This is a genomic window from Roseobacter sinensis (assembly GCF_025755255.1).
Taxonomy (GTDB): domain Bacteria; phylum Pseudomonadota; class Alphaproteobacteria; order Rhodobacterales; family Rhodobacteraceae; genus Roseobacter; species Roseobacter sinensis.
This window is the reverse complement of the sequence record NZ_JALIEB010000032.1, coordinates 1-23,000: the sequence shown is the minus strand read 5'-3', so window position 1 is coordinate 23,000 and position 23,000 is coordinate 1. Positions and strand designations below refer to the sequence as shown.

At 59.6% G+C, this 23,000-nt stretch carries 22 protein-coding genes and 2 pseudogenes; 10 read left to right on the top strand and 14 right to left on the bottom strand.

Annotation, left to right across the window (positions count from 1 at the left end):
* Positions 1–46 precede the first annotated feature (46 nt).
* From MUB52_RS22660 to MUB52_RS22640, 5 genes are read right to left on the bottom strand one after another with little or no spacing between them, the layout of a single operon-like run.
* Positions 47–1,153: a patatin-like phospholipase family protein gene (locus MUB52_RS22660; protein ID WP_263846433.1), complete on the bottom strand. Its 1,107-nt coding sequence runs from the start codon at positions 1,151–1,153 to the stop codon at positions 47–49.
* 13 nt (positions 1,154–1,166) lie between these two features.
* On the bottom strand, positions 1,167–1,520 hold the full coding sequence (locus tag MUB52_RS22655) for a hypothetical protein (protein WP_263846432.1): 354 nt from the start codon (positions 1,518–1,520) through the stop codon (positions 1,167–1,169).
* Between the two features lie 2 nt (positions 1,521–1,522).
* The gene (locus tag MUB52_RS22650) at positions 1,523–2,248 is read right to left on the bottom strand and encodes an ATP-binding cassette domain-containing protein (RefSeq protein WP_263846431.1); all 726 of its coding nucleotides are present in this window, start codon (positions 2,246–2,248) and stop codon (positions 1,523–1,525) included.
* Positions 2,249–2,271: 23 nt separating this feature from the next.
* On the bottom strand, positions 2,272–3,447 hold the full coding sequence (gene devC, locus MUB52_RS22645) for an ABC transporter permease DevC (RefSeq protein WP_263846430.1): 1,176 nt from the start codon (positions 3,445–3,447) through the stop codon (positions 2,272–2,274).
* The gene (locus tag MUB52_RS22640; RefSeq protein ID WP_263846429.1) at positions 3,444–4,685 is read right to left on the bottom strand and encodes an HlyD family efflux transporter periplasmic adaptor subunit; all 1,242 of its coding nucleotides are present in this window, start codon (positions 4,683–4,685) and stop codon (positions 3,444–3,446) included. The genes devC and MUB52_RS22640 overlap by 4 nt, the downstream gene beginning before the upstream one ends.
* A gap of 80 nt (positions 4,686–4,765) precedes the next feature.
* Between MUB52_RS22640 and MUB52_RS22635 the strand changes: the two genes are divergently transcribed.
* Positions 4,766–5,380, top strand: a complete 615-nt coding sequence (locus MUB52_RS22635) for a TetR/AcrR family transcriptional regulator (RefSeq protein WP_263846428.1) — start codon at positions 4,766–4,768, stop codon at positions 5,378–5,380.
* Between the two features lie 381 nt (positions 5,381–5,761).
* On the opposite strand, the gene MUB52_RS22630 is transcribed toward MUB52_RS22635, so the two are convergent.
* Together MUB52_RS22630 and MUB52_RS22625 are read right to left on the bottom strand one after the other, a co-directional pair.
* Positions 5,762–6,148, bottom strand: coding sequence for a carboxymuconolactone decarboxylase family protein (locus MUB52_RS22630; RefSeq protein WP_263846427.1), 387 nt, complete (start codon positions 6,146–6,148; stop codon positions 5,762–5,764).
* On the bottom strand, positions 6,145–7,128 hold the full coding sequence (locus MUB52_RS22625; RefSeq protein WP_263846426.1) for an aldo/keto reductase: 984 nt from the start codon (positions 7,126–7,128) through the stop codon (positions 6,145–6,147). The genes MUB52_RS22630 and MUB52_RS22625 overlap by 4 nt, the downstream gene beginning before the upstream one ends.
* A 58-nt stretch (positions 7,129–7,186) precedes the next feature.
* Here MUB52_RS22625 and MUB52_RS22620 point away from each other — a divergent pair, with 58 nt between their 5' ends.
* Positions 7,187–8,134, top strand: a complete 948-nt coding sequence (locus MUB52_RS22620) for a LysR family transcriptional regulator (RefSeq protein WP_263846425.1) — start codon at positions 7,187–7,189, stop codon at positions 8,132–8,134.
* A gap of 109 nt (positions 8,135–8,243) precedes the next feature.
* Here MUB52_RS22620 and MUB52_RS22615 read toward each other — a convergent pair whose 3' ends face one another.
* Positions 8,244–9,293 carry a GlxA family transcriptional regulator gene (locus tag MUB52_RS22615; RefSeq protein WP_263846424.1) on the bottom strand — a complete coding sequence of 350 codons (1,050 nt, stop codon included), beginning with the start codon at positions 9,291–9,293 and terminating at the stop codon, positions 8,244–8,246.
* 118 nt (positions 9,294–9,411) lie between these two features.
* On the opposite strand from MUB52_RS22615, the gene MUB52_RS22610 reads away from it, so the two are divergent.
* From MUB52_RS22610 to MUB52_RS22585, 6 genes are all read left to right on the top strand, one after another.
* Complete coding sequence (locus MUB52_RS22610) at positions 9,412–10,353, top strand: homocysteine S-methyltransferase family protein (RefSeq protein WP_263846423.1); 942 nt, start codon at positions 9,412–9,414, stop codon at positions 10,351–10,353.
* 69 nt (positions 10,354–10,422) lie between these two features.
* Positions 10,423–10,605: a hypothetical protein gene (locus MUB52_RS22605; RefSeq protein WP_263846422.1), complete on the top strand. Its 183-nt coding sequence runs from the start codon at positions 10,423–10,425 to the stop codon at positions 10,603–10,605.
* Positions 10,606–10,768: 163 nt separating this feature from the next.
* Positions 10,769–12,211, top strand: coding sequence for a cytochrome-c peroxidase (locus MUB52_RS22600; RefSeq protein WP_263846421.1), 1,443 nt, complete (start codon positions 10,769–10,771; stop codon positions 12,209–12,211).
* Between the two features lie 127 nt (positions 12,212–12,338).
* Positions 12,339–13,124: a hypothetical protein gene (locus MUB52_RS22595; protein ID WP_263846420.1), complete on the top strand. Its 786-nt coding sequence runs from the start codon at positions 12,339–12,341 to the stop codon at positions 13,122–13,124.
* A 135-nt stretch (positions 13,125–13,259) separates the two neighbouring features.
* Positions 13,260–14,000, top strand: coding sequence for a methyltransferase family protein (locus MUB52_RS22590; RefSeq protein ID WP_263846419.1), 741 nt, complete (start codon positions 13,260–13,262; stop codon positions 13,998–14,000).
* Entirely contained in the window at positions 14,000–15,235 is a 1,236-nt protein-coding gene (locus MUB52_RS22585) for a flavin-containing monooxygenase (protein WP_263846418.1), read from the top strand. The genes MUB52_RS22590 and MUB52_RS22585 overlap by 1 nt, the downstream gene beginning before the upstream one ends.
* A gap of 79 nt (positions 15,236–15,314) precedes the next feature.
* On the opposite strand, the gene MUB52_RS22580 is transcribed toward MUB52_RS22585, so the two are convergent.
* Together MUB52_RS22580 and MUB52_RS22575 are read right to left on the bottom strand one after the other, a co-directional pair.
* Complete coding sequence (locus MUB52_RS22580) at positions 15,315–15,635, bottom strand: ASCH domain-containing protein (protein ID WP_263846417.1); 321 nt, start codon at positions 15,633–15,635, stop codon at positions 15,315–15,317.
* Positions 15,636–15,833: 198 nt separating this feature from the next.
* Positions 15,834–16,927, bottom strand: a pseudogene (locus MUB52_RS22575) (IS3 family transposase); the annotation flags it as partial.
* A gap of 14 nt (positions 16,928–16,941) precedes the next feature.
* Between MUB52_RS22575 and MUB52_RS24145 the strand changes: the two are divergent.
* On the top strand, positions 16,942–17,304 hold the full coding sequence (locus tag MUB52_RS24145) for a Stf0 family sulfotransferase (RefSeq protein WP_404818270.1): 363 nt from the start codon (positions 16,942–16,944) through the stop codon (positions 17,302–17,304).
* Positions 17,305–17,436: 132 nt separating this feature from the next.
* Here MUB52_RS24145 and MUB52_RS22570 read toward each other — a convergent pair whose 3' ends face one another.
* Positions 17,437–18,537, bottom strand: a complete 1,101-nt coding sequence (locus MUB52_RS22570; RefSeq protein WP_263846416.1) for an MFS transporter — start codon at positions 18,535–18,537, stop codon at positions 17,437–17,439.
* Positions 18,538–18,785: 248 nt separating this feature from the next.
* On the opposite strand from MUB52_RS22570, the gene MUB52_RS22565 reads away from it, so the two are divergent.
* Positions 18,786–19,526, top strand: coding sequence for a class I SAM-dependent methyltransferase (locus MUB52_RS22565; protein ID WP_263846415.1), 741 nt, complete (start codon positions 18,786–18,788; stop codon positions 19,524–19,526).
* Between the two features lie 268 nt (positions 19,527–19,794).
* Here the strand turns inward: MUB52_RS22565 and MUB52_RS22560 are convergent, their stop codons facing one another.
* The 3 genes and pseudogenes from MUB52_RS22560 to MUB52_RS22550 form a co-directional block, all read right to left on the bottom strand.
* Positions 19,795–20,544, bottom strand: coding sequence for a DUF4259 domain-containing protein (locus MUB52_RS22560; protein ID WP_263846414.1), 750 nt, complete (start codon positions 20,542–20,544; stop codon positions 19,795–19,797).
* 478 nt (positions 20,545–21,022) lie between these two features.
* Positions 21,023–22,081 (bottom strand): annotated as a pseudogene (locus MUB52_RS22555) (IS110 family transposase).
* Positions 22,082–22,640: 559 nt separating this feature from the next.
* Positions 22,641–23,000 (bottom strand): DMT family transporter (locus MUB52_RS22550; RefSeq protein WP_263846413.1); only part of this gene is annotated, 360 nt, incomplete at its 5' end.

Below are 23,000 nucleotides of genomic sequence, written 5' to 3'. Positions count from 1 at the left end.
CGATGTCCGAAGGTCTTCCTCTCCGCAATCGCTCTCGCAGCAACAGTCATCTATTGGTTATGAGTCCTGACCCTAGAGCGCGCTGGAAGCCATGTGCGAACAGGGATCGCATGTAGGTCTGTGAGAAACGTTCGCTCGTATCAAACACGATCCCCGAACTCGGATCGATCGATGCGACAGAGAGATCAAGGCCGCCTTGCCGTGCGAAAAGTTGCGCGGTCGAAACCGTCTGAACGGCACTCGACCGGACCATCGTGGTCAAGGCATGCTGTGATACTCCGACGGTGGTGCGCGGTACGGCCTGCGGGGCCGGATAAAGTGTGTTGTTGATGATCAGATAAAGATGGCCACCGCTGCGCCGAATTGGCCCAGCATCGAATGCGGCGGTTGGAACAGCCAGCATCTGCATGTGGAGACCGCCATCAACATGCGTTTCGGTGTACGCACCATCTGCCGCTGCCAACCGCAGGTTGACTGGCGGGAACAGTCCCGGGAGTGCGGAAGAGGCACGCATGATACCGCGGAACAGGTCAGCCTGCCCGAGACCGGCAATCTCGCCCATGTTCCAGACCACAGCGCGGTTCGCTTCGAGATTGGATGTGACAACAAACAGCCGCGCCCCGGCAGCGTGCCGTGCGGCGACGTCTGTCACGACGTCGTTGGAAACATAGAATTCCAGAAGCTCCTGAAGCGGAGCCGTACTGTACAGAGCGTCATCCAGAAAACCGGACAAGCCCCGAAACCGCATGATATCTGCGGCGTCATGCTGCGTGAAAATCTGGCGTAGTGTCGGGTCGTGGTCCGATCCCAGAAATGCAAATGGCGCGATCAGCGCACCGGTCGAGATGCCTGTGACGAGATCGAAATCCGGGCGTCCGCCGGCTGCGCTCCAACCGTTGAGCGCCCCGGCTCCAAAGGCCCCGTCTTCGCCGCCACCGGACAACGCCAGCACGTTCGGAGCATTGCGCATCGCCGCGACATTCAGATGGCTTGTCCAGATGTCAGGGGGTGCCTCTGCCGCGAACCGGATCGACGCCAGCAGATCCGGTTTGCCGGACGGCCGAATGGCTGGCGCTAAATCAGGTGCGGCGCATCCAGCCAAAGCAGCGGCGCCGGAAAATAGGAACATGCGTCTGGCAATATCATTGGTCATGTCCCGCCTCCGATCAATGCACGGGCTTGAGAACCACGCCTTCGGAGGTCCGAAGCGCAGCGTTTTCGAACGCCTCGAGGGTGAAACACTGCTCCCCTTGGCGCGGTCTCGGCACCATGGTGGCGCAGATCGTATCGCCGGTGATTTCCCATGTCCCGCTGCCAGACATCCGTGCGCTGTCCGTCCTAAACGTGCCGTCCGGCGCATAAAGAAGCTGCGCGCGCATCCCTAAGCGTCGGACCTCGAACGGAGTGCCGACAGAGAACGTCCTGATCTGTTCTCCAGTCAGAAATTCCGCAGAAGCGGGCAAGATGCAGCCAAGAAGGATAAAGGTCGCAAGTGCCGTCAGTCTGATGGTTTCAGGCATGGTCATGTCTCCGTTGCCCTGACGAGTTTGAGGGACTGGCCCCGCGGAAATTCGTCCTTAACAAGCCGCCCTTCTTCGAGCGTCACGATCCGGTCGGCGAGTTCGAGAATGCGGTTGTCGTGAGTGACCATGACGGTCGTGGTCCCTCGTTCCTGGCCCAGAGCCTTCAGCATTTCGACAACCGTTCGGCCAGAGTCTTTGTCGAGCGCCGCGGTCGGTTCATCCGCGAAGACAATGTCCGGGTTCGAGACCAGCGCCCGGGCGATAGCAACGCGCTGCTTTTGTCCACCCGACAAGCTGCCCGGCAGGTAGTTGAGCCGATCTTCGAGGCCCAGCAATGCCAGCATATGATGCGCTGCCGCGATCTGCTTGCGGTCATCCCCGCGGCCGTGGACCTGAAGTCCCATCAGAACGTTCTGTGTCGCGGTCAGGCTTTCATGGAGGTTATGGGCCTGAAAAATGAAACCGAGCCTCCGGCGCAGTCCGATAAGCTGTGCCTCGGTCGCGCCGTTCAGCTCGGTGCCCAACAGATTGACGCTGCCCTCCTGAACCTCGCGCAGGCATCCCATCAAGGTCAGAACAGTGGTTTTGCCTGAGCCCGAAGGACCCATCAGGATTGTCAGCTTCCCGCGTTCGACTCGCAGATTTACGTCGAAAATGGCCTGTTTGCGGGCTTCGCCGGTTCCGAAATAGTGGTCCAGCCCATTGACCGCGATCGCGACATCCATCGTATTGTCCATGTCACGCGCCATCAGAACAAATCTGCCGGATCGGCGGCCGCGAGGCGCCGGGTCGCGATAACGCCTGACACAACGCAGGCCAAAATTGTCCCGACCAGAACCAGCAGCGCACGATCTGGCCCTAGTTCCAACGGCAGGCCTGTTGCAACAGACATGCCGGTATAAATGCCCCACGATATCAGTGCACCGGGGATGAACCCCAGAACCGCGAGGATGACGGCCTCTTCCAGCACGATGCCCAGGAAGAAGCGCTGCGCATATCCCATGGCCTTGAAGGTTGCATATTCGCGCAGGTGGTCAGCCACATCCGTGGACAGCACCTGGTACACGATGACAATGCCGACGATCACACCGATAATGACCCCAAAACCAAATATGATGCCGGTCGGCCGTTCTGTTGTCTGGTAGGCCAGATCGGCGGCCGCGACGTCGGCCTTCGTTCCGATTTTTACGACATCCCCTGGCAACGCCTCTTGCAGGCGCTCCACCACGACTGCAGGATCGACGCCGTCTTCAACATTGACCAGAATGTGGTTTGGCGCGGCGGAACTGCGATTTGGGAAAAGATTCAAAAAGGTCTGATCTGACGCGTAAATCGATCCATCAGCAGTGAACCCGCCACCGATCCGCACGGTTCCAATCGCCGAGACTGCCTGGCCGGACAACTCCAACCGATACGGAGTAGCGGACGTGACGCCATCAAGTGCCGCGGTCGGCAGACCACGGGTGCCCGAATCCAGAAGGATGGTGTTGGGCAGAAGGAGTTGCAGCATGGTATCGCTCAGGTGTGGAGGGACAAAGCCCGCCGCTTTGGGATCCAGACCAACCGTCTGCAAGGTCGATGTCCCACCGTCCGGTCGGGACCACTCGACATTTTCAATGTAGAGTGCTGTAGCGTCAGAAACCCCTGTCACTGCCAGCGCCTGAAATAGCCGCACGCGGGATACGTTTGATCCGTCAAGCAATGTGTTTGCATCAACTGACGAAATCATGATGTCGCCGCCAAAAAGTGTGTAGGGGGCGGTCGTGGAGTCGTTGAGCGAGCCGAGGATTCCAAGCTGGACGAAGACAAGGATATTGGCGAAGGCCACGCCCGCCAATGCCGCGATCAGGCGCGTTCGGCTGTGCGCCAACTGCAGCCAGCCGATCGGCAGCCGCCCGGTCAGAAGCGTCATCAGACGCGTCATGGGTCGCGTCCTGCGTCGATGCGTGTGATGACTTCGAGGTTGGTCAGCCTCGCTGCCCGTTGCGAAGAGTCTGCATCGAGTGACACAATCACGTCCACCACGCGGGCATCGGTGTTCGCAGCCGGGTCGTCGGACGTGATCGTTTGGCGCCCAATCGCCAGACCAATGGCAGAAACCGTTCCGTTCAAAGGCATCGAAAAGGCATCTGCCGTGATCTCAACCGGATCGCCTATCGCCACGCGACCGATCATCGACTGATAGACCTCGGCCTCGACATTCATTTCGGCGGTGTTTCCAAGCTCCATGATGCCATCATTGCCCGGCTTTTCACCGGGACGAATATTGACGGCGATCACAGTGCCATCGATGGGTGCCCGCACGAAGGATTCGTCCAGAGACAGTTCCGCGCTGGCCAGATCGGCCTCTGCAGCCGCAACTTCCGCCTTCGCCAGCAAGACTGTCGGCAACGGCGTATCGCCCGCCACATCAAACCGCGAAAGCGTGGCTTCCCGGCTGGCCACATCGCGTTGGGCCTCCGTTGCGCGGGCCAATGCTGCATCGAAGACGGCCCTTGTCGTCACGCCCCGTTCCAAAAGCGACGTCGTTCGTTCCAGTTCTGCATCGGCAGCCTGGGATGTCGCTTCCGCGCGTTCGAGCGCTGCGCGGGCTTCGCGCAGGCTGGCGTCGACGTCTGCCTGCGCCTGAAGCAGCGCGGCTTGTCGCACCAGCAAGGCCGCGCGTGCGGTTTCGACAGCGCTTTCCAACTGTTCGCGATTGTCGAGGACGGCAAGGACATCGCCCGCCGCGACTGTCGCCCCTTCGCGCACGCGCAATTCTTCGACGCGCGCGTCGCCCGCCCCGAACGGCGGGGCGACAGTGACGACATCGCCCTTTGGTATGACACGTCCCAGGGCCACCACATCACCGCCGGAAATGACGGCAACTTCTTCGTGCGTTTGCACCTGCTGGATCGCAAGTGCTATCGGGGTGTCCGTGCCACCGCCGGGTTGCAGTCCGGTGACTTCGAAGACGGCTTGAAGTCCCGGAGGCTGATAGTAGAGCCCGATCACACCACCCAAGAGGACGGCCAGCACAAACCCCGGAACGGTCAGAAAGACGCGTGCAAGCCGACCAGTGCGGCCTCGCAGCTTTGTCGGCCCTGCCGGATCTTCCTTCTCTACGGCGCGCTCGATGCCGGTATCCTTTAGGGGGAGGTCTTTTCGTGCTGGATCAGACATAATGGCTATCTCTGGCATGGAGATGCAAGTTAATGACACTAGTGTCATTAAGAGATAGAGACAAAAACTGCGAGATGCAAATGAAGACTGAAAAAAGACGCAGAAGACGCAAAGACGCGCGCCCGTCAGAACTGCTTGACGCCGCCTTGGCCGAGTTCGCTGAACGTGGGTTCGGTAACGCAACGATTGACGGTATCGCGCGCCGCGCAGATGTGGCACGGGCCACGGTTTATCTGTATTTCGCAGATAAAGACGCACTGTTCGATGCGTTGATGCGACGGCGACTGACGGACCCGCTCGAACAGTTGGACAGTGCATTCAATAGCTATGATGGCGACAGCGAAACACTGCTGAAGATGCTGTTCATCAAACTCTATGAAGACGCAGGCGACGAGGAGGCAGTCACTGTGCTGCGTGTCCTGGCTGCCGAAGGAAACCGTTTCCCGCATCTGGTCCAGCTGCATCATGATCGGGTCATGCGGGTCGGCATGGGGTATTTGCAGAAGATCATCGCTCGAGGGGTCGCAAGAGGTGAGTTCGCCGCGCACGCGGCAGAGACAGACATGCGCGTCCTCATCGCCCCCGCCATCATGACACTATTCTGGCGCATGGTGTTCTCGAAGGTCGCGGATATTGACCAAGAGAAAATCATTGAAGGGCACCTCCGGGTCGTCCTGGATGGCATCCGAAAATGATGGGGCCAAATCCGCCCAAGGACACAGGTCAGGACTTGCCGTCTTTGTCGCAGGCTCCTCTTTCGACACAGCGACGGAAAGGTCATGGCTCAGACTCTTGACGAAGCAACTTTCCTATTGTGTCTCGTTCATCAGTTCCAAGGCAAGTCTAGCACTCGTACGTCACGCAGTACTAGCGACTTGGACCCTTTCCGGACTTCCGACTAAGCACTGCCGTCTACCGATTGTGGTATGTCTAGTTCCGATGATGACGGCCAGCTTAGCAGACATTCAACCGCATCAATCTCGCAGGATTTCAAACCCATTATTCGCTCCGGATGGTTTCTACAATCAAGACGCCGATAACGGGCTGTCCGCTCAGCGCTCAGCGGCGCAAACAGGTCAGTTCGCCCCGGCCGCCTGGAACGCTTTTTTCGCTGAAGTGATCGCGTTCATGCATGCCGGAACGCCCGCGTAGACCGACACCTGCAAGACAATCTCGACAATTTCTTCCCGCGTGACGCCCGTTTTCATTGCCGCGCGCATGTGAAAATCCAGTTGGCTCTGCGCCGTCCCCATAGCGGCGAGCATCGCCACTGTCAGCATCTCGCGGGTTCGAAGGTCGAGCCCGTCACGACCGAGGATATCCGCAAAAGCATAGCCCAGGACCAATTCAGCCGAGCCCGGCGAAAAGGCGTCAAGATTGGCCTGCACCTTGGCCGGTGCGCCGGGCTCCAGCTTTTGCAGCAGTGCCATTGCCTGCGAAAGCGGTTCGGCAGTCCGGCTCATGCATCCACCCCCTTCATGCCTTCTTCGGTATAACGGGCACCGGAGACGGGGAGTGCGGCGAGACCTTCTTCGATCTCACGACTGTCCGCGTCGCTCAGTGTCACGTTCACGGAGCCTGCATTGTCGCGCAGATAGCCTATCCGCTTCGTCCCGGGGATCGGTACGATGGCGTCGCCCTGCGCCAGAAGCCAGGCCAACGAAAGCTGCGCAGCCGTACAGCCCTTGCGCGCGGCGATCCTGCTCACCAGATCAGCGATGCGCTTGTTGGAGCCTGCGGCTTCCGTTTGGAACCGCGGCAGCGAGGCGCGGAAGTCCCCCTCCTCGAACGCGGTTTCTTGATCGAACCGTCCGGTGAGGAAGCCCCGACCAAGCGGCGAATACGGCACGAAGCCGATACCCAATTCCCGGCAGGCCGGCAAAACCTGCGTCTCGACCCCGCGCGACCAGAGGGAGTACTCCGTCTGAACGGCAGTGATCGGATGCACCGCATGCGCGCGCCGTAACGTCTCGACGCTGACTTCGCACAGACCGATGCGGTCGATCTTGCCTTCTTCGACCAGCTTGGAGAGACCGTCGATCGTCTCCTCAATTTCCTGCGCACGATCGATCCGGTGGACATAGTAGAGGTCAATCCGCTCCACGCCCAGTCTCCTCAGCGATCCTTCGCAGGCCGCTCGTGCATAGGCAGGCCTGTTGTCAAGACTGCGCCGGTATTCGCCCGCGGTCCGGACGATGCCGAACTTGGTCGCGATTTTCGGCCGTGTGCGTGACTGCGCCAGAAACGCGCCGATGAGCTCTTCATTGTGATGCGGCCCATACATGTCGGCGGTGTCGAAAAAGTCGATCCCCAGGTCCATCGCCTCGTGCAGCACCCGCATGGACATCTCGTCATCGCGCGGGCCGTAGAATTCGCTCATTCCCATGCAGCCGAGCCCGATGGCCGAAACTTCGAAGCCCCGTCCCAATGTTCGTTTTTCCATGCCGCTCTCCTTTGCCGATTGCATTGTCCTAGCGGGCGAGATGTGGCATTTTCGAATATTGAAAAACACTGCCGAAATCGGGAAGTGGATCTCCAAAATCGGAAAGCAGCTTGCAGACGCTCTTGTTTGGGACGACATCCGCGCGTTTCTGGCCGTGACACGCGCTGGTACGCTAAGCGGCGCGGCCGGACGCATGGGCATCGGCCTTGCCACGGTGTCGCGTCGGATCGAGCGATTGGAAGCGGCGGTGGGCCAGCCGCTTTTTCTGCGTCAGCAGTCCGGCTATCGGCTGACCGACGATGGCGCGGCACTCATCGAGCGGGCCGAAGAGATGGAGGCAGCGGCCCGGTCGCTGACTGCAGGAATACGCCAGGAAGCGACCGTGTCCGGCACGGTAAGGCTCGCAACGGCGGAGAACCTTGCCACCGGGTTGATCATACCGGAACTGCCCCGTTTCCGGGCAGCGCATCCGCGACTGACACTGGAGATCGTGACGGACATTGCCACCGTCAACCTGCATCGCCGCGACGCAGACATTGCGCTCAGAATGGTAAGGCCCGAGCGCGGCAACGTTTCGCTGCAACGGCTGGGCACGCTCGGTTACGGTTTATACGGAGCGCCCGATTACGTCGCAAAGCGACGTCAGCCGGCAGATGTCGGTGCCTTTGACGCCGACGACCTCATCGGCTGGTCCGACGCCTATGCGCACCTTCCCGCCGCTCAATGGGCCGAGCGCATGTTGAAAGACCGCGCGCCCGTGGTCGTGACGACCTCGCTGGCCACGCAACTTGTCGCTTGTGCGAGCGGTCTCGGCCTTGCCGTTCTGCCGCATTTCCTGGCGGGGCGGCATGATCTGATCTGTCTCGACTCCGATCTTGGCATCGACCAGTCGATTTGGCTGGTGACTCAATCCGACCTCGCGGCCTCTCGCCGCGTTGGCGCCGTCGCAGACTTTCTTCGCGATCTGGTCAAGCGCAATGCTGAAGCCTTGGCTGGATCATCCTAATGGACCCCGAGCGGTGATGCGCGACGGGCGATCTTCGACGATCTAAGACCTGCTGCTCCGACAGATCTGCGGCTCTGCCGCCGCGGTCTCTTTGGCGCGCAGTCTGCCATCAGGCTATGCCCTTGGTGTCGGTCAGCGGCGCCACGGTTGCGTGCTTTCGTCGATAGACCGAGGCCGAAATGCCGACATTGCGGCGAAATGCACTGCGGAAGCTGGACGTTTCAGTATACCCAACTTCTTCGGCGATATCCTCGATCGACATGTCCGTCGTCTCGAGCATCTGCTTTGCTTCTTCGACACGCAGGGTTTGGATGTATTCGACCGGTGTCTGCCCGGTCGCACGCCGGAAACGGCGCAGCAGACTGCGCTCACTCAGACCCGCCACTTTGGCCATCGCCGCCACCGGCGCCGGGTCGGCATAGTTGCCGGCCGCCCAGACCTGAGCCTCGGCGACAATGGCGTCTTCGTGTTGGCGCCCGGCAAGCAATGAGGCATAGCAAAGCTGGCTGTCGGTATGGGGCTGTAGCAGGTAGATCTTGGAGATCCGCCGCGCCTCCTCCTGCCCGCCGAAGCGGGCGATCAGATACAGCATCAGATCCCCCCACGCAGAGGCGCCGCCAGCTGTCACGATGCGATGCCCTTCGCCCGCCGGGACGAGGATGCGCTCGCGCCGCATCCTGACCTCGGGGTGCAACCGCGCAATCTTGTCTGCATAGGCCCAGTGCGTCGTCGCGTCGAGGCCGTCGAGCAGGCCGGCATGCGCCAAAAGCCAGGCACCCGAGCAGACCGATGTTATCAAGGCGCCTTGGGCTGCCACGTTCCGCAGCCACTCTGCCACTGGTTCCAGATCTGTCGGGAAAGGGGCGTGCACATCGATATGCAGATCCGGGATGATCACCAGATCGGGCGGCGGTTGGTTGGCTGACGCATCCGAAAGACGTCCTTCAGGAACGACCGCACGTCCATTCACATCCGAATAAGCCCGCCCGTCCGGCGACAGAAGACTCACATCGAAAAGCGGTGACCGGGGGGCAAGGCCATGCAGCATCTCCCAGTCACGCCCCACGGATCCCATCACGTCTAGGATTCCGAACATCGTGGACGTGCCCGCGCAGGGCAGCGCCAGAACAACCGTTTTCAAAGATTTGAATACCGCCATGAATTTGTCCGAAATTCACCGTTTTGGGAAGACTCTGCCATATCACGACTCATGCTATCTGGTCCACAAGCCTTCGTATCCACAACCCATAGGGGCTCCGTCATCGAAGGACAGGAACATGAAATACCGACACGCTCTGCCGCAGCTGAATGGCCACAAGATGCTGACCGAAGCCGGCCTGGAGACCATTCTGGTCTTTCACGAAGGAATCGATCTGCCGCTCTTTGCCGCATTCAAGGCACTCGAAACCGACGCCGGGGCAGAAGCGATCGAACGCTACATGCGGCAGCTCGCAAAGCTCGCGGTTCAAACCGGACGCGGCTTCGTCATGGACACGCCCACCTGGCGCGCGAGCTCCAAATGGGGTGCGCAACTGGGCGTCGACAGCGCGGATTTGAAGGAGATTCACCGCGAAGCGATCGCCACGCTTGCGGCACTGCGGCAGGATTTCGAAACGCCCGCCTCCCCCTTCGTGATCAATGGCGTCGTGGGCCCGCATGACGACGGCTATGCGCCTGCGACCCAACTCACCGCCGCCGAGGCCCATACCTACTACGCCGAGCAAATCCAGTGGTTCAGTGAACTCGGGGCCGACATGGTTTCCGGCATCACGATCACCTCCATCTCCGAAGCGATCGGCATCGTGCGCGCCGCCCGCGACGGGAACATCCCCTCCGTGGTCTCCTTCACGCTCGAAACCGACGGCCGGTTGCCATCCGGGGATACACTGGCCGAGGCTGTCCGCGAGGTCGATGCGACAACGGATGCAGCGGCGGCCTATTTCATGATCAACTGCGCGCATCCCGATCATTTTCGGCAGGTCTTGGCCGGCGGCGGCGAGTGGGTCAATCGGATCGGCGGCCTCCGGGCAAATGCGTCCCGTCTTTCGCACGCGGAACTCGATGTGGCCGAAGAACTCGACGACGGCGATCCAGTCGAGCTGGGTCGGCTCTATCGTGCGCTTGCAGGCCACCTGCCGAACCTGTCCGTCGTCGGCGGCTGTTGTGGCACCGATTACCGCCATCTCGACCAGATCTGCAAAGCGCTTGACGCCGCATAGTTAATCTGAGGGCGGGCAGCGGCGACGTTTGCCGCCGCGGCCGGCCCCCAATGGAAGGACGCCAAAGCAATGACCTACAAAACCATTTCGAACCGTCTCCGGGCTGCAATCCGTCGTGCGTACGCCGAAACTGAAACTGGCTGGGTTCGCCGGCGATACTCCGGCGACCTCTCAAAACTATCCGATCGCATGTTGCGCGACATCGGACTGCGGCGCGAGGGCGACTGGATCGATTTTGAAGCCAGGTTCTAGAACCGCGCCGCGTGAACTGCCGCATCTCCTACCCGAAAAGCGAAATCAACCCATGTCTCGAGAGAACTCAAAACCATCCCTGCTTTGCGGCCCGGTCAGAATTCCGTTGCTTTGCGGCGCGGCCATCGGGCTCGTGCTTGCGACAAAACCGCTGGACCCGGTGATGGCTGGCGGTGGTGGTGGCAGCGAGATCGACCTGCCCAGACCATTGGTGGACTCCGATTTTCTGTACGAGGGTGCGCCACCCGACGCCCTGGTGGATCTGGGTCGCGCTCTGTTTTTCGACCCGATTCTTTCGGGCAATCGAAATATCTCGTGCGGTACCTGTCACGATCCGGCCCGCGGCACCGGAGACGACCTGTCGTTGTCGATCGGCGAAGGCGGAACCGGGTTTGGCCGTGACCGGCGGACCCAGGACGGCGTCGTCAGCCGGATACCACGAAACGCCCAGCCACTTTGGAACATCGGGGCGCAGGAATACACTTCCATGTTCCACGACGGCAGGTTGGAACCTGACCCGGCCGCAACCTTCGCAAGCGGGTTCTGGAGCCCGGCGCGGGAAGATTTGCCAGTGGGTCTCGACAGCCTGCTCGCGGCGCAGGCGATGTTCCCGGTGATCTCGCATACGGAGATGGCGGGGCAGAAGGGCGAGAACGCGGTTGCCACGGCGGTCGCCGAGGATCGTCTCCAGGATGCTTGGGACCTGCTTGCCGCGCGGCTCGCCAAGACACCCGCCTATGTCGAGATGTTCATGCGGGCCTTTGCGGATGAATACGACGGGCTGGTGCCAGCCGATACCGTGACATTCGTCAATGCAGCGCGCGCGCTGGCGGCGTTCCAATCGGCCGCCTTCCGCTCTGACGCGAGCCCTTTCGACCGATGGCTGTCCGGTGACGCCGACGCCCTCGGCCCCGAGGCAAAGCTCGGCATGCAACTGTTCTATGGCGATGCCGGCTGTTCGGGGTGTCATTCCGGACCTCTGCTGACCGATCATGGGTTTCACGCGATTGCGATGCCGCAGATCGGACCGGGCAAGGGGCATGGCGAAGACACCGGCTATTGGCGGGCGTCCGGCTTCATGGCGCGGCTTGAGGATGAAGGGCGGTACCGGGTGACGTTCGATGCCGACGATCTCTTTGCCTTTCGCACACCTTCGCTGCGCAATGTCTCGCTGACCGGTCCCTGGGGACATGACGGCGCCTTCGACAAACTGGAAGATGTGGTGCGCCATCACTTCGATCCGGTGACTTCGCTGGCTGAGTATGACGTGGCGGGGGCCGATCTGCCACCGCTCGACCACGTGATCGAGGCAACCGGGTTTGGATCGGAATTGATCTTTCGTCCGCTCAACCCTGCCCGTCGCGAGGCGTTTGCGTTGCGGGATGTCTGGGTGCAGCAAAGCCGCGCCCTTCGGGCGCGTATCGCTGCGGCCAATACGCTGGCGCCGCAATCCCGTAGCGATGCCGAGGTCGCCGCACTGGTGGCCTTCCTCGAAAGCCTTACGGACCCGTCCGCGATCGACCGCAGTGATCTTGTCCCGATGCACGTTCCATCCGGCCTGCCGCCTCAACCCACGCCAGCGCGCTCCGGCGATCACGGGGGATAGCGCGCGGGAGAGAAGGAAAAAAGAAATCTCACATATGCCCCTGCGGAGGATTTCTCCGGGGGCCAAAGACCCCTGACACGCGACACGCACGTTCAGGACCGAACCGCCACATCCGATCCGAACGGGCATGGCGGATCATACTCCCAATCGGCTTGAGGGCCGGAAAACAGGAAAGACACTCAAAATGAAACCTCAACTACCGACAATCGCACTCCTTGTTCTGGTCCAAGGCGGGATCGCCTTTGCAGAGTCCAGCGGCTCGGAGGGTGCGGTCCCGTACGATCCGGTGGAGCAGATGACGCTCAGCTTCATCTTCCACATCGACGACGGCATGGCCGAGCAGGATGTGTTTTACGAAAAGGTGCCCGGCTCGGGCGAAGTTTTCCGTCCGACGGCGGCGACCAGGGATATGGACGCACCCCTTTACGCACCCGCCGTCGAAGTACCACACAATTTTCTCGATACGTCCGACACCGGTCCCTATCCAAAAGGTCCGGCTCTGGGGCTGACCCTTGGCGAGTGGTTCGCGGCAGAGGGCCACGGCACGTATGTCTGCAAGGACGGTACAGGCAAGCTGGATTTGCAGTTCAACCATCTTGTCCCGAACGGTGTATACACCATTTGGCACGACTTCATGGTCTGGCCGCCGACCGATCCGTTCATCGGCACTTACGATCTGCCATTTGGTGCACGTGATGGATCAGAGAACGAATTCGTCGCGGACGCCTCTGGGTCAGCCAGGTTCGAACGTACAATCACGCCTTGTCTGCAATTGACCGGTGAGCATCTGGCCGCCGACCTTGCACTTGCTTGGCACTCTGACGGAAAGACCTACGGCCCGCTGCCCGGTGAATTTTCAACTGTGACGCATGTGCAGATGTACGTGACCCTGCCCCCAAGAACGGGCCTGTGACATATCTCCGGGGCGGCGACCTGCTACCGTCCCGGACCGCGACGCCCTCCGTACCTCAAGGCGCTCCATTTCAAGGTCGGTCAATCGGCTGATCAGACCGACATCGCCATTCATCAATCGCATCAATAGGTTGACATGAAACAGTTCATATTTGTCTACGCCATCGGCTGCTACGGCCTCTTTGGCATTGTTTTCGTCTGGTTCGCAGCCTTCCTGCTGAATGTCGGCGACATACGTGGCCCGGCCCAGAGCCCGCCCGCCATTGCCATTCTCGTCAATCTGACGCTCATCGCCGCCTTTGGCATGGCCCACAGCGTCATGGCCCGCCCGGCCTTCAAGCGCATCTGGATACGGATCATCCCGCCAGCGGCCGAGCGGGCGACCTATGTTCTTCAATCGTCCTTCTTTCTGGCGTTGATCTTTTCCTGCTGGCAGCCAATCCCGGCCGTGATCTGGGATATCAGCGGGCCTGCCGCATGGATCGTCTACGGCGTTTTTTTCCTAGGCGCCGCCATCATTCTCACCTCGACCTTTCTGCTTGGCCACGGCGAATTCGTCGGGCTGTCACAGGCATGGGACAACCTGAGAGGGGTCGCGGAAAAACAACCGCAGTTTCGCACGCCGTTCCTCTATCGTCTGGTGCGCCATCCGCTTCAGTTCGGTCTGATCGTTATGATGACCGCGACGCCGGTGATGACGGCCGGGCATCTGCTCTTCGTGACCGCGATGACCCTCTACATCACGATCGGCCTTCGACTCGAGGAACGCGCATTGCTGCGTGAATTCGGGTCGGACTACGAAGACTATCGGCGCGACGTGCCAATGCTCATCCCGCATCCGTTCCGCCGTGCACGCCGGCGGGCGACCGCAGAGTGATGGGCATCCAGAAATCGGCCACAGCCTGCAAAACGAAAGATGAAATCATGGATGAAAAAAGGTGCCAGGACGTTCTGGTGATCGGCGCCGGATTGTCGGGCCTCATCGCGGCCCGGGGCCTTGCAAAACGCGGCATTGCGGTCACGATCCTGGAGGCACAAAACAGAATAGCGGAGCCTTGGCGCAATCGCCATCCGGCATTGCGGCTGAACATTCACCGGCATTTCGCCAGGCTCCCCGGACTGCACCCGCCGCGAAAGGACGGTGCGTTCCTCAAACGCGACAGCGTCGTCGAATATCTCGAGCGGTATGCCCAGCAGATCGGTATCGCAATCCATTTCGGCGCAGAGGTCAAAGCCGTCGAACGCAAGACGGCCGGTTGGGTAATTCGCACCGCTGACCAGACCTATCACGCGGCACATGTGGTCTTTGCCACCGGGCGGGACCGCGTTCCACATATTCCCGATTGGCCCGGCTTGGCGACTTTCGCGGGCGAGGTGCTGCACGCGGCCGACCTCGGTGATGTTTCCCGGTTCGACGGAAAGCGGGTTCTGGTTGTCGGCGCTGGAAACTCCGGAGCTGACGTGCTCAACCATTTAGCCCGCCACGCACCTGCGGAGGTCGTGATCTCGGTGCGCCATGGTCCGGCCATCGTTCCAAAACGGGTTTTGGGCTTTCCCCTTCACCGCGCGGCGCGGTTGTTTCAGGCGATGCCGCTGGCGCTGGTTGACCGGGCATTCGCGCTCACCCAACGCCTCTTCTTCGGGGACCTGACACGGCACGGCCTGACGTCACATCCACTGGGCGGTGGCACCCGACTGGTTCAGGACGGCACCGCTTTTGCCATCGACGACGGCTTCGTCGCGGCCATCAAGACGGGTCGGTTCAGGGTTGTCGGGGCAGTCCGCGACCTGTCGGGGCCAATTGTGTCGTTTGTAAACGGACACCGTTACGCGCCCGATGTCGTGGTCTGCGCGACGGGCTATCGAACCGATCTTGAGCCACTGGTAGAACACCTGGGCGTGCTGGATGCCCAAGGGCGGCCAAAACGTCCGACTGGCGAGACAGATCCGTCCAACCCAGGGCTTTGGTTCACCGGCTATAAGTCTCTCTTCACCGGTTACTTTGACGCGGCAATCGTTGCAGCGAGCCGCATAGGTGATGCCGTTTCCTATGACTTGGGCCGCTGTCCAGGGAACTCGACATTCCATGCGATCACCCCTGAAAAAGTCTGATCTTCATCGGGGTACTGTCGGCTGCAAGAGTGGTCTTCGACGGCGAAGAAGTCCGGCGCTTTCTGACTGGTCCAGTCGACTAGGGCACCCTGTATTCGATGACCTGGACGATGCTTGAAAGTTTGATTTCGGGATAATGCTCGCGCATGCCTTCGAGCATGATCTGGTCGGGCCATTCGTCGGTCTTTCCAACAAATGATGCAACCTCGGACAACGGCATATGCGTGCACCGAAAAACCTCTACGTCGACAGTTTGCTGCTGATCTCCGTCACAAACAAACCTCAACGGCCCTATTGTAATTTGGTTTTCTTTCCATCGAATTGTAGATCGCTTTTCTCCGCTTAGTACTTGCGGGAAAAGGCGGTCAACGACGCCGAGAGTTTGAATTCTTTTCGCCATGTCTATGTCATAATGTGAAGCGCGGACGGCAGCAATGTCCCAGACTTGGTGACCCAGCCTCCTGATTTGGGCCGTTCCTGTGTAGAATCCGTTCCTGTTTCTTTCTGTTGATTGGGCTGTGTTCAAGGGCTGCAGAGCGGAGCCCTTGCGGAGCTCAAGCGAAGCAGGTCGGGTGGCGCGGTTGAGATTGGCTTAGAGGGCTGGAGCCAGCCCGCCAAGCGATGTGTGTGGTCGTTCTGTGTTGTAGTCGATCCTCCAGTTTTCGATGATCTTCCTGGCCTCAGCGAGGTTGCCGAATATGTGCTCGTTGAGGCATTCGTCGCGAATGCGGCCATTGAAGCTTTCCACGAAGGCATTCTGCATTGGCTTTCCCGGTGCGATATAATGCCAGCCGACGCCAGTTTCCTGGCACCATCTGAGAACAGCGTGAGATGTCATTTCCGTCCCGTTGTCAGAGACAATGATATCGGGCTGGCCGCGTCGCCGGATCAGGTCATCCAGTGCGCGTGTCATCGCGCACCGGACAAAGAGCGATCCACGACAGTTGCCAATGCTTCGCGGGTGCAGTCGTCAACAATGCACAGCACGCGGAACCTCTGGCCGTCTGCAAAGGCATCCGACACGAAGTCCAATGACCAACGCTGATTGGCCCGATCTGGCACCAGGATTGGTCTGCGTGTCCCCAGAGCCCGCTTACGTGACCGTCTGCGCCGCACGGCCAGCCCTTCCTCGCGATAGAGCCGGAATAACTTCTTGTGGTTCACCTCAAATCCCTCTCTGGCCAGCAGAATGCCCAAACGGCGATACCCAAACCGGCGGCGCTCGTTCGCCAGTTCACGCAGCCGCTTGCGCAGGGCCTCGTCACCCCGGTCCCGCTTCTCATATTGAAAGACAGACCTGTGCAGGTCAGCCAACTCGCACGCCCGACGCTCGGACAGGCCGTGCCGATCCATCACGTCCGACACGGCTCGCCTTTTGACATCGGGCGTCAGTAGTTTTTTGTCGCGAGATCCTTCAATGCCGCATTGTCGAGCATCGCATCTGCCAGCATCCGCTTCAGGCGGTTGTTCTCATCCTCAAGCGCCCGCAGCTTCTTTGCATCCAACACGTTCATGCCACCGAACTTGGCCTTGTATTTGCAGAACGTGGCATCGCCCCCTCTCGGTCATTGCTTCGCAATAACCTGCCGGTCAAAGGATCCCGTACTTCCGGCACAGCTCTTGAGCTCTAACGCCCGCTTCATATTCTTTGATCATCCCAATGATCTGCTCGTCCCTAAATCTGCGTTTCATACTCCATCCTTTGCTTGGACCGATTACCAACACCCCAGTGGCCTGATTCCAGGGGGCCGGGTCACAGGAATTCTGCCGATCTGTCAGACGGCTACAGCTACGAGGCGCTTGTCAGCCTACTGGCCCAGGCTGTAGCGCGTGAAGCTGGCATCGGCGAGATGCTCAGCGCCGCGCAGATCAGCCCACTCAACGTGTTTTATGAAGATCTGCATCTAGATCCCGAGCAACAAGTTCGCCGCGTCATGGGTTTCTTGGATTTACCGCGTCAATTTGAGCCGGACACGGGCCTTGTTCGACAGGGGGATGATATCGATGAAGAGTGGGTGCAGAGGTTTCGAAGCGAACTTCAGCGCAGATGGGAGAACACCGGTTGGTAGCACAGACGGCATTAATGGGCCGTGTTGCAGATGTCGCCTGTGGGCTCGTGGGACCGTCGCCGCATTGATTGAAGAAGTATTTGACGCACCGGAAGAAAACAGCTTTCGCTGCGACGTCTCCCAGGTCGACTTTCACCTATGCCAAACAAGCATCACGGCGCTCACCATGCCGAGAACGGCCACTAGGGCAAATGTCATACCCGGCATGACGTTGACGAGTGCGCCGGTTGCCGCTGGGCCCAACATACCGCCTGCGGCATAAGCCAACGAAAACGCCGACGCACCTGCGACCAGCATCGGTCCCTTGTGTTCTTGTCCGAGAATTGCCAACGCGCTGGTGTAAATTCCGAAGAAGGCCGCGCCGCCGAGCGCGCCGAGAGGCCAGATGAGCATGCCGGTTGCAGGTAGAAGCATGAGCGCGCCGAAGATCAGACCTGTCGCGGCCAGGCAGCCGATGGCCACGTGCCAGCGATCCACTCGATCAAGCAAAACTCCAAGGACCGGTTGAGCGACGATCATGCCAAGATGCATCACAGCAATAAATGTCGCTGCAGCCGCCGTGCTTGCACCGCCACCAACCATATGCAGCGGCGCAAACGAAAGGACGGTCGCGTCCACGAAGCCAAATGCCAAAACGAGAAGTATCAACAACGGAGCAGCACGGGCGAACCGTGGCAGGTCGGCAAGTTCCAGCTTTTCTGGCTCCACCCTCGCCCTTCGGGACATGAGGCCAAGCCCGAACGCCGCTAGTGAAATCAGAACCGCGCAGGCCGCGAAGGCCAACCCGTCTTCGGTGCCGAACAGGGGTATAGCAAGCGGACCAATCACGAAGCCCAAAGTCATGCCAGCGCTGTATACCCCAGCTACACGACCCCGCACTGTGTCGGCACTTGCCGCATTGAGCCAGGCCTCGCCAAAAACGTAGATGGCATTGACGCAAAACCCGAGTGCGAAGCGCAGCACAAACCAGAGCGCAAAAGTATCGGAGACGGCGAATCCAACAAGGGTAACAGCTGCACCCGCGAGACCGGCGACAATGACCTGCCCGGCACGCAAATGTCGTGTCAACGCGGGAACGACCAGAACCGAGATAGCAAGGCCCAACATGAACGCAGCCGCGTTTAGCCCGACGACGATCTCTGATGCACCGCGCTCCGCCAGCAGCAATGAGATCAGCGGATACGTCAGACCTTGAGCTATCGCGAAAACTGTAATCCCAATCGTTACCGTCATCACGGACCACCAATCTGTGTCCACAAGATGATGTTGAGAATGCGCTGCGTTCATAGTCGGACGATGTCATGCGATATCACATTCGACAAGCGTCACAGAGCTGGCATTCGCACCTCGCGCAACATCGAACAGTTTGGACCCCCGCGGACCTTAGCTGCAAGGCGAATGGATGGCGGACAAAGCTGACTACCGATGATCCATATGAATGTCGGCTTCAGTTCTGTCGCTCAACTTGTAAGTTATCGCTCATGGACGCGTTGTACCAAGACCGCAAACTCGTTGACGTCTACGACGCGATCAATTCTTCGCGCGAAGACTTTGACTTCTATATTTCGGAACTTCCAGTCCCACCTGCTACGGTCTTGGATATTGGATGCGGTACTGGAACCTTAGCACTCGACATCGCAAATCGCGGATATGAAGTTACAGCTGTCGATCCTGCTTATCAGATGATCGCCAGAGCAATGCAGAAGGACACTAGTCAAACAGTGACTTGGGTCACCGGTTTCGTGTCGGACTTGGCCAATAACCTCACATTCGACGTAGCTATCATGACGGGTCACGCATTTCAGTGCCTTCTGGAAAACGCCCAGATTTCTGCGCTGTTTGAAGCGGTTGAAAAACGTCTGCGTCGCGGCGGATCGTTTTGGTTCGAAACCCGCAATCCGGCCAGTAGACCTTGGCTTCGATGGACGCCCGAGTATACCGCGCCTCCCTTCGACCTTGGCGGAGGTCGAACCGTCGAAGTCGTCCACCAAATTTTGAGGGTCAATGACGACTGCGTGACATTTGAAGAACGTTACAACTTCAGCGACGACAACAAGGCTTTGATCTCGCGAAGCACGCTACGATTTCTTGAACTGCGCGAGATAGAAGCGCTCGCAGTGAAAAGTGGCCTGATACATTCGCAGACATTTGGAAACTGGAGTCGAGAACCATTGATGGATGACAGCCCCGAGATCATCATCCGTTTAATGAAGGCTGCGTAGCGGACTTTCGACAGCGTTGCAGCATCGGTCGGAAGGCTCCACTACTGACCTCGGTGCTTACGTAGCAACTGGTCGGCAGGCCCACTGGCTCCGATCGGGACGGCACAAAGTCGCCGTCCTCCAAGGCCATCATGTGCTGCGGCGCGGCCCGTTTGAGCCGACAATCGCTGCAACCACAAATCAAGGGTCTTGCGAACTCGCAGGGTGGGGGCGAAACCGCATTCGCCAGGCCTTCCCTCCATCTCAAACCCTCCTATGCTGTGGCGCCCTAAGGTTCTCTTGGCTTAAGGTGCCCGTCCTCGGTGAGGTCACTTTCCCTGTAACCCACCTCCAGCATCATGCGCCGCCGCGCCGCTGGCAGAATATCTCCGTTCGGCATCAGGTCTTCGGGGTCATACCCCAGGTCGACGACCATCTGGCGTCGCGCCGTCGGCAGGGGCGTGCCGTCGGGCGTCCAATGCGGAACGGCGCCGTCCAACTTAGCGTCGATACAGGCCCGGTGCGGGGTCGCACCCAAAACACCACCGCCATCGTCATACTCAAACGCCAGGCCATCGCGCTCTGTCACCGCCTCGTGGCAGACATAGCAATGCCCAATATAGTCGGCGGGCCGTTCCGGCTTCGGCTCGGGCTGAGTGTAGGGAGCCGAAGGGGTCAGACGGATCAACAGTGCGTCCAGCGCCTCGTGCCACTCCTCCGCATCATCGTCCCACAACTCCGCCAATTCCGACCTCGTGCGCACATGCTTTACCAAAGCCGTGGCCTGGTCCAGCGTATCCTGTGACACCGCGCGCAATTTGATATCCGGCAACTCCGGCAAGTCGGCAGGCGCTCGCCCCAAACCAGCCGCCACGAGGTCGCAGGCCGCTAGCGCCGCGCAGGCGTCCCCGGCCCCCAGCCCCACTGGTTTGGCCGAGAAAGCAGCGACTGTCTCTGTCACGGCATCGAAACTGGAGAGGCCGCCCACATAATCAAGGGCCTCGTCGTTGCCGAAACTACCCGCGCTCCAAGCTCCCATCCGCTTCCTCATTCCGTTGCCTGATCGCAGACTGCCCACGAATTCTGGCGCTTTTATGACCCCATCCGGCTGGCCTGCCTCGCTGGTGTGATCTCGCGCGCCCGCGTGCTCGCCATCGAACGCTTAAGAGTTGACATTCGCTGCAGAAACGCGAATAGGCAAATCAGGCTTTCAGCGGCCATCAAATGTGGCGCACCATCTGGTCAATCTTGGCTTTGGCTGGCGTCACGAGCGGCCCATATGTATGTACCGGCTGCTGTTCGCAAATGATTTATTCGCATGTTCTCGGAAGTCGCTCATATGTATCCGGCCTACTAATCGGCACGCGGGCCGTGGCCTTGTTGGGGTTACGCAGGCGCCGTGATCTCATTACCGGCAAGGTCTAAGGTGACCGAATGGGCCGTCAGACTCTGGGGGCGTAATTGTTCCGTTCCATGCATTCTGTCAGTCGCGGACTCCTTTGGATTGCCTCGGTGTATTAGACGCAGATAGCAATCTCGTCTCTTGTGGCGTCGAACGCCGTTTTATGTCTCAAGATGCTCCAAGCCGTACGCGCCGGCTTGTTTGCCAGTGCGAACGCCAGTTTGTTGCGGTTCATGCGGTCCGCAGCTTTGGTCAGCCATTCGCCGAAGCTAAAGTCCAGCCATCGGTTGGTACGCATTAAGATGACTTTGGCCGCCTGAACGAACAGCATTCGCAGATACCGGCTGCCGCGTTTGGTGATGCGCCCCAGGACTGTTCGCCCACCTGTGCTGTATTGACGGGGTACGAGGCCAACCCACGCGGCGAAGTCGCGGCCGCGCCCGAATGCCTCGCCTGTACCAACAGCTGCTACCATTGCTGTCGAGATCATCGGGCCAATGCCAGGGATCGTCATGACGTTGACGCAGTTCTCTTCGGTGCGACTGATCAACTCAATCTCCCTCGAGACGGTTTCGATCCGATCATCAAGCCAGAGCCAATCGCCATAGAGACCAATCAAGATCGTCCGCATCCGTGTGGATATCTCGTCTTTGCGCTCTTACAGGATCGTTTCGAATGAGTTCTTCAAGGCGCGCAGGCCTTTGCGAACCGTGATGCCTCGTTCGATCAGAAAGGCGCGGATTTGATTGATCGTTGCGGTTCGACGCGACACCAGCCGTGACCGGACACGGTGAAGCATCTGCAGGTCCAGCTGATCCTGGCTCTTCTCAGGGACAACCGGCAAGTTGGGTCGCAAAGCCGCTTCCGCAATCGCCTCCGCGTCGTTGTAATCGTTCTTCTGGCCCTTGATGAACGGCTTCACATAGATCGCCGGGATAATGCGGGGCTCAAAACCCATCTTGCGGAGTGTCCGGCTCACAAAATGAGCGCTCAAACACGCCTCCATGCCGACAACGCATCGGGGCAGCTTCTCAAATGTCGCAACCAGCGCAAATCGCTTGATCTGTTTGCGCATCACCAGCTGCCCATCAGGGTCGAATGCCACGATGTGGAATGTGTCTTTGCCGATATCGATGCCAATCGACATCAGCTCATCAATTGTCTTCTTCGCCATGCTACTTCTCCAGTTGGCAGAAATAGGCAAAGCCTAACCTGCCGGGTGAAGCAGCCGGTACATCCCATTACCAGCCTTTCATCGCGAGATACGTTGCCGCATTGCAGCTTCGCAGAAGCGGACACTAATAGAGCGCTCGCAAATCGCGTTGAACTACTTGCGGACATTCTTCTCGAGAGATGCCAGTCGCGCACCTTTCTACCAGTTTCGGCCGCCGCGATCGCTGCGCCAGGCAGAATGAGTGGCGCGGCCAGAGTGAAGTTAGTGGAGAGGCTCAGGCGGAAGACGAACAGATCCGTCAAGAGCGGCCAAAGCGGCGCCACCTATTCAATGGGTGCCAAACGTCAGGCCTCTGCATGGCGAAACGAAAGTGTAAGGGCGATATGGCCGAAACCGCCGAAGAGGCCAGCGCCAACTGGTAACGCCGTTGTCGGCACATCCGGGATGACCCAACCCCACGGTAGCGTGCATAAAGCGCCGAACTTGGAAGCGATCACGAAGTACATGGCAATCGCGCCCGGGCTGTCCGTTCTGTTAAGGCTGCGCACCATGATATGTGCTAAGGCAGGAGAACAGCGGACACCAACGCCAGCCCGACACCCCACAGTCGCGCCCCGTTTTGGGTGCCGTTCCCGAGTTCGGGCCAAACCAACACAACCACACCACCGAAGCCGATAAGAACGCCCGCGTTGCGCCAGATTGTGAGGCGTTCCGATAGAAGTATCACTGCGCACACGGCCATGAGCATGAGCGAGAGCTGTGTGATCAAGAGCGCCTCGGCCAGCGTGAGATAGGTCAGTGCCGCAAAATATCCGTCGTCAGGGATTTTTGGACAGATGGCAGCCTGATTTAAGAGAGTGTCTGGCGCATCTGGCTTGATTGATGATGCGGCGGATTTGCGGTGAAGCGAACGTCGCGC